Genomic DNA, 3,628 nt, shown 5'->3' on the forward strand with positions numbered 1-3,628 from the left:
GCTAAAGAAGCAGTAGAAGCTTCAGCTAAAGTAGAAACAACAAAAGTAGAAGATTCTAAACCAGAAGAAAAGAAGCCTGAAGAGAAACCAGCTGAACAAAAGAAAGGTGGTATCTATCAGACTCCAATGGGTAAATCAGCATATGAAACTCATATGTTGTGCACAAAATCACCGTATATGAGTCTACTTTCTCTTAAGATTGAGAAAGACAGCAAAGGCATTGAAAATATCAAAGCCGAGTGGAAGAACAACGAAACTAGTGAAACTACTAGTGTCCTCTTCCCAGTATCTAATGTAAAGAAGGGAGACGGAATTGACGTTAAACGGATTAAGGAAGGAATTAAGAATCCTATTCCTGCTGAAGTTCCTGAAACTAAACCAGTTGAAGAACCAAAGAAGGAAGATCCTAAACCCGCATCTACTGAAAAGAAACCTAAACAGCAGAAGTCGAAGAAGGAGAAGATAGAAGAAGTAGAAGCTGAAGAAATTGACATCAACAATACTCCTACTATTAAAACAGCCGCAGCTCCTGCGCCCAACATTGTAACTCAGAACAGTGACAGAATTGATGCAAATCACTCAGTAGATTTGATGAACGCAATTCTGAAACGCCGTGAAGAGATTAAAGATGATCGGGCAATGTATCAAGCAACAGGAAAACAGGCAGACCTTATGATGTTTGTATTAATTCAGAAATGGAATGACCAGTTCAAGAATGATGCAAAAGAACAAGGTTTTACTGTGAACGAAGAAATGTTTGCATATTTGAATGAAACAGCTTCTTTGTTCCTCGGTGTTAATTTGCTTCCTAGCAAAACATCTGATGGACAGCTCGAGATTAACTTCAAAGATGCTGTCGCAAAGACAAATCCTGAAATGCAAAAAGCTTTAGAACAAGATGCTAAAGTTCCGCAGACTCAGGAAATGCCAAAACCTGAAGAATGTGTCACAGATGAACAGAAAGTAGCAGCAATGTGTACTATTATGAACATGCGACACAAGCAGAAGTCAGGAGGTATAGGTAAGAACGTAGCAAATATGATTGAATTTGCACGGGAAGCCTATAAACTTGACAAAGATGCAGAACCAGCACAAGTATTAGCAACTGTATTACTTAAGATGAAGGAAGCAGGACGAAACGCTACATTGCTTGAAGGTTGTGCGAATGCTATTTGGGGTAATTTAACTGGTAATTTGTCAGTTTTAGCATCTCATGCTTGGCTTAAGAACCAATTAACAACATACAACGATGCGCAAGTTGCTAATGTTGTGAAAGTATTCTTAGCTAAGAAGATTGCTGATGAAACTGCAAAAAACAATAACTACGAAGAAGAAGCAAAACGGTATTCTCAATTAATTAGTGGAACTAATGACGATCTGATCAATCGTATTATTACTTCTGCTAATAACGAAGGTAAAGATGAAGACAAACTTGTATATCCAGAAATCAAGGGTCTAAATCTTAAAGGTAAACACATTTCAGCAATAAAGACTGTAAACAATATGCGTATTGCTTATGGAGCAGAAATGAATGATAAGATGTTGAAACAAGTAATGCAGAAAGTATCTGGCTTGTATACATCAACTTCTTTAAATCCTCTTACTTTCTATGTTGAGAAATCTGCATATGCTACTAAAAAGTAACAATTAACGCATTATCAAAATGAGTAAAAAACCAACAGTTTTGTTTACGCTAGCAATGCTAGCTTTCGGTGGATATGTAGGATTTGTAACTAACTATACAAATACCGCCACCGCGCACGAGTATGTGATTCCGAAGTTCACAGATGTACCTCGGACAAAAGACTTTAATATTGATATTAATTTGAACAATAACGCTATAAAATTAAATGGACAAAGCAACCCAGAACAAAATATCAATGTTGAAATCAAAAAGAAAGACAGTATCATCTATCTAACTTCTGTTGTAGAGAAGGAAGTACCTAAATACATTAAGGTAAGAGAACTGCCATCAGTTAAAGAGAATAAAACCACTTGTACGGATATTCTCCAAAGACTGAAACAACAACAATCAGAGAAGATAAATCTGAGTCGCAACTAGAACAGCCAATGCGATTATAGAGCTATAATGGTGTATATCCAGAGATATCTAAATCAAAGGATTAGAAAGTAAATGGTTAGATTACTTTCTTAAAATTAAGATAGTACAGAATATTAGTAGGAATAGAGTATAGCTACAACTATAGGCTATTACTGAAAGTATAATAACTTATTGTGTCTATATACTATCTATAGACTGAAGAAGCAATAAGATAGAGGGAGAGCGTGTACAACCCTCTTGTTTTTGGTGAGAACCGACTGGAGACAGAAACAGAAGACGCAATTAGTAGAGAGCAGTCTACAAAATTAAACAGTACAAGGGGAACGAAATCCTCTTAAGTTACTCGCAGACTTATCATAGTTTGAATCAAGAAGGAGTAATAAACACGATGATGCCCAACAAATCGTAGTGTCCAAGACTACGTGCTGAACATTATCGAGCATATAACGCTCTAGGGTAGCTCCAAACTCCCCTTTACGGCATAGATCGTATAAAAATGTCAGTATAGTGTTCTATACTTATCTAAACAGTTATATTGTAACTTAATAAGTTTAGAGATAGTATATATGAAGGTACTTAATTATAATATTATAGCGCTACTTATTGAAAAAATATTGATAGATTACCTGGATTAGGTGTAAAGCCTATGCACAATGTTATGATACCAGTTCATAACTAATCCTAAGCTTGTATTACTATACACTCCAGTATAGAGAGATAGAGTGATAAAGTGAGTAGTAGATTGTGTGCCTATTGGCTGAGTAGCAATGATCCAATATTAATAAATAAGGAATCCTGCAACGGACCTCTTTAGGAAATAAGGAGTATGTGAGTTCAAGTAATATTATAATAAACTCAGTTGTTATCTATCTGAGTATAAACCTAGAGTGCTTTGCAACAGGAATATAAAGATAACTAGCGGATGAAGTGCGCAATAACACTATTTCAATACTAAGTGGAAGACATAAAGCTTAGAAGTACTAAATGATTTTATCCAGAAGCATAACTGGAGTTTTATCAAATTTGCACAAGGTGAGATACTCTATCCTTAAGAGTATATGTGAAAGTGAGCATCGCCCTACTCCCAGGTTGAAGAGAAGCAGACACATTAAGAGACGGACACGAAGCAGACCGGAGAAAAATCTGTGCATTGCACTAAGTAGTAGTCTTAACGGGAAGTGACAGAATGTAAATCTATTTAGGAAGTCTCTCCGAGAGAATTAACATGTTTAACCCTTTTGAATAATGAGGAAGTTCAATGGTAGGTTTTAGGACGAGTAGTGATAAGAAGACGAAAGTAAATCCGAGCCACCCTCGACTGTACAATATAATTGCTGACATTTGAAACATTTAAAGTATATTGCGCAACAATATATGTAAAGTGACGCTGATTCCTTACATTAAAGGATGATAGGTGGAAATCCTAAAGTTATGTGCAGAATAAGAACAAAGTCGTAAGTACACGCAGCCTTAGAATAAACTATTAGGCTATAGAGTGGGTGTTTTGAAACATAAACAGCTCAAAATAAAATTCGGTAGAAGTATTACCGATAGTGAAGTAACAGT

At 35.9% G+C, this 3,628-nt stretch carries 2 protein-coding genes; both read left to right on the plus strand.

Translation table 11 applies throughout. The features are described 5' to 3' along the window. Window positions 1-1,644, plus strand: a 1,644-nt coding sequence (locus tag GH664_RS21980; protein WP_228111672.1) for a hypothetical protein, incomplete at its 5' end; no start/stop codon positions are given. Window positions 1,645-1,663: 19 nt separating this feature from the next. Beyond that, the gene (locus GH664_RS21985; RefSeq protein ID WP_153163767.1) at window positions 1,664-2,062 is read left to right on the plus strand and encodes a hypothetical protein; all 399 of its coding nucleotides are present in this window, start codon (window positions 1,664-1,666) and stop codon (window positions 2,060-2,062) included. Window positions 2,063-3,628: the final 1,566 nt, after the last annotated feature.

The organism is Thauera sp. 2A1 (assembly GCF_009469595.2).
GTDB lineage: Bacteria > Pseudomonadota > Gammaproteobacteria > Burkholderiales > Rhodocyclaceae > Thauera.

Coding starts and splice junctions, on each gene's coding strand:
- GH664_RS21985 (WP_153163767.1), top strand. CDS start 1,664: ATGAGTAAAAAACCAACAGTTTTGTTTACGCTAGCAATGCTAGCTTTC.